At 69.5% G+C, this 2,750-nt stretch carries 7 protein-coding genes; 4 read left to right on the top strand and 3 right to left on the bottom strand.

What is annotated here, in order from left to right; genetic code table 11:
- Positions 1-267: 267 nt before the first annotated feature.
- The 3 genes from QTQ03_RS28805 to QTQ03_RS28795 form a co-directional block, all read right to left on the bottom strand.
- Complete coding sequence (locus QTQ03_RS28805; protein ID WP_289281150.1) at positions 268-810, bottom strand: ATP-dependent Clp protease proteolytic subunit; 543 nt, start codon at positions 808-810, stop codon at positions 268-270.
- Between the two features lie 126 nt (positions 811-936).
- On the bottom strand, positions 937-1,230 hold the full coding sequence (locus QTQ03_RS28800; protein WP_289281149.1) for a phage portal protein: 294 nt from the start codon (positions 1,228-1,230) through the stop codon (positions 937-939).
- Positions 1,215-1,403, bottom strand: coding sequence for a phage portal protein (locus QTQ03_RS28795; protein WP_289281148.1), 189 nt, complete (start codon positions 1,401-1,403; stop codon positions 1,215-1,217). Before QTQ03_RS28795 ends, QTQ03_RS28800 begins: the two co-directional genes overlap by 16 nt.
- 94 nt (positions 1,404-1,497) lie before the next feature.
- Between QTQ03_RS28795 and QTQ03_RS28790 the strand changes: the two genes are divergently transcribed.
- From QTQ03_RS28790 to QTQ03_RS28775, 4 genes are all read left to right on the top strand, one after another.
- Positions 1,498-1,791, top strand: coding sequence for a phage portal protein (locus QTQ03_RS28790; RefSeq protein WP_289281147.1), 294 nt, complete (start codon positions 1,498-1,500; stop codon positions 1,789-1,791).
- Positions 1,757-2,095 carry a hypothetical protein gene (locus tag QTQ03_RS28785; protein WP_289281146.1) on the top strand — a complete coding sequence of 113 codons (339 nt, stop codon included), beginning with the start codon at positions 1,757-1,759 and terminating at the stop codon, positions 2,093-2,095. Before QTQ03_RS28790 ends, QTQ03_RS28785 begins: the two co-directional genes overlap by 35 nt.
- Positions 2,041-2,466, top strand: a complete 426-nt coding sequence (locus QTQ03_RS28780; RefSeq protein ID WP_289281145.1) for a head maturation protease, ClpP-related — start codon at positions 2,041-2,043, stop codon at positions 2,464-2,466. Before QTQ03_RS28785 ends, QTQ03_RS28780 begins: the two co-directional genes overlap by 55 nt.
- Positions 2,467-2,481: 15 nt before the next feature.
- Positions 2,482-2,750: hypothetical protein (locus QTQ03_RS28775; RefSeq protein ID WP_289281144.1), on the top strand; the 269-nt coding region annotated here is incomplete at its 3' end.

Genomic DNA, 2,750 nt, shown 5'->3' with positions numbered 1-2,750 from the left:
GCCCGGTCGAGGCCGTCGTCCTCGCGGGCCGGGGCGACCGGGCCGAGCGCGGCGACCGGCGTCCCACCGGCCGCGCCGGTCGCCGGCATCAGGTATGCGGCGTTGCGGGCCCGGATCTCCTCGGAGCGGCGCACCTGCGTCAGCTCTGCTCCAGGCGGTGTACTGGTCCATCTCGTCGGTGGTGAGGTTGCGGGCCTCCGCGCCTTCGATCAGGGCGGTCATGTCCCGCTGGACGTCGTCGATGGTGCGCATGTCATCCCTTCCGGATCAGGTGTGCGCGGGCACGTGCCTGATGATCTGGCTGTTACGGTCCTCCGGCTCCGGGTCCGGATCGCTTTTGGTTTTGTTGCTGATCACCGCGTCGGCCAGTCCCGCGGCGACCGCCTCCGCGGCCGTGTACCAGGTGGTGCGGTCCATGGCGTCCAGCCAGGCATCGGCTGCCCACCGGCCGGGACTGGTAGATCTCGGCGATCGACCCGTCGAGTGACTCCAGTACGTCCGCGGTGTCCCGCAGGTCACGGGCGTCGCCGATCGCCAACCCGGACGCCGGTGGATCATCATGCGGGCGGGTTGCTCGACGGCGATGTGGTCGGCTGCCATCGCCACCAGCGACGCCGCGGACGCCGCGACGCCGGTCACGGCGGCCTCGACCCGCGCCGGGTGGCCCTTGAGCGCGGAGTAGATGTCCATGCCGTCCCACACCAGACCACCTGGGGAGTTGATCCGCAGGTCGATCACAGGGGCGGTGATGTCGTCGAGGGCGCGGACCAGTTCCCCGGCCGTGGTGTCCCACCCGATCGTGTCGTACACGTAGACCGGGCCCGGTCCTCGGCCTGCCGGTGATCGGTACCAGCCCCGCGTCGACCCGTTCCCGGGGCGCGTATCCCCGTCGTTGCGGATCGCCAACGCTCGGGCCGGTCCGCCAGCGCGGCAAGGTCAGACAGGCTCGCCGTCGGTTTCGGACTCGTCATCGGGGGTGTCCTCTCCGTCGATCGGGGCGAGGTTACGTAACGCCCGCGCCTCGTTACGGGTGATCAAACCGGCTTGCATTTGCTTGATGATCAGATCGATTTCGGTCTCCACGTTGGGCCTCTCCAGGCCCGCGAAGTCGAACTCGACCCACCGCTGGGCACCGAGCAGGCGCGACAGTCGTTGCTCGACACGGACCGTCCACGGCGACAACGTGAACCGCCCCAAACCCCGGTTCTGCTCGGCTACCCCCGTCCCCACGAGGTCTGCCTCTCCGTCTGCATGAGCAGGTGCGGGGGCACACCGAACCATCGCGCGACCTCCTCGACGCTGAACTGACGTGACTGCAGGAACTGGGCGTCAGTGGCGGACATGGTCCACGGGGAGAACTTCAGCCGGCGGTTGACCACCGCGATCGACCGGCGTTCTCCCACCCGCCGATCGACGCCGTCAGCTCCGTTTTGAGGAGGTCGCGCGATGGTTCGGTGTGCCCCCGCACCTGCTCATGCAGACGGAGAGGCAGACCTCGTGGGGGACGGGGGTAGCGAGCAGAACCGGGGTTTGGGGCGGTTCACGTTGTCGCCGTGGACGGTCCGTGTCGAGCAACGACTGTCGCGCCTGCTCGGTGCCCAGCGGTGGGTCGAGTTCGACTTCGCGGGCCTGGAGAGGCCCAACGTGGAGACCGAAATCGATCTGATCATCAAGCAAATGCAAGCCGGTTTGATCACCCGTAACGAGGCGCGGGCGTTACGTAACCTCGCCCCGATCGACGGAGAGGACACCCCCGATGACGAGTCCGAAACCGACGGCGAGCCTGTCTGACCTTGCCGCGCTGGCGGACCGGGCCCGAGCGTTGGCGATCCGCAACGACGGGGATACGCGCCCCGGGAACGGGTCGACGCGGGGCTGGTACCGGATCACCGGGCAGGCCGAGGACCGGGCCCGGGTCTACGTGTACGACACGATCGGGTGGGACACCACGGCCGGGGAACTGGTCCGCGCCCTCGACGACATCACCGCCCCTGTGATCGACCTGCGGATCAACTCCCAGGTGGTCTGGTGTGGGACGGCATGGACATCTACTCCGCGCTCAAGGGCCACCCGGCGCGGGTCGAGGCCGCCGTGACCGGCGTCGCGGCGTCCGCGGCGTCGCTGGTGGCGATGGCAGCCGACCACATCGCCGTCGAGCAACCCGCCCGCATGATGATCCACCGGGCGTCCGGGTTGGCGATCGGCGACGCCCGTGACCTGCGGGACACCGCGGACGTACTGGAGTCACTCGACGGGTCGATCGCCGAGATCTACCAGTCCCGGGCCGGTGGGCCAGCCGATGCCTGGCTGGACGCCATGGACCGCACCACCTGGTACACGGCCGCGGAGGCGGTCGCCGCGGGACTGGCCGACGCGGTGATCAGCAACAAAACCAAAAGCGATCCGGACCGGAGCCGGAGGACCGTAACAGCCAGATCATCAGGGCACGTGCCCGCGCACACCTGATCCGGAAGGGATGACATGCGCACCATCGACGACGTCCAGCGGGACATGACCGCCCTGATCGAAGGCGCGGAGGCCCGCAACCTCACCACCGACGAGATGGACCAGTACACCGGCCTGGAGCAGGAGCTGACGCAGGTGCGCCGCTCCGAGGAGATCCGGGCCCGCAACGCCGCATACCTGATGCGGCGACCGGCGCGGCCGGTGGGACGCCGGTCGCCGCGCTCGGCCCGGTCGCCCCGGCCCGCGAGGACGACGCCTCGACCGGGCGTTCCTGGCCTACCTGC

The sequence above is a fragment of the Micromonospora sp. WMMA1363 genome, assembly GCF_030345795.1.
Lineage (GTDB): Bacteria > Actinomycetota > Actinomycetes > Mycobacteriales > Micromonosporaceae > Micromonospora.
This window is presented reverse-complemented; position numbering and strand designations above follow the sequence as displayed.

Coding starts and splice junctions, on each gene's coding strand:
- QTQ03_RS28785 (WP_289281146.1), top strand. CDS start 1,757: ATGACGAGTCCGAAACCGACGGCGAGCCTGTCTGACCTTGCCGCGCTG.
- QTQ03_RS28780 (WP_289281145.1), top strand. CDS start 2,041: ATGGACATCTACTCCGCGCTCAAGGGCCACCCGGCGCGGGTCGAGGCC.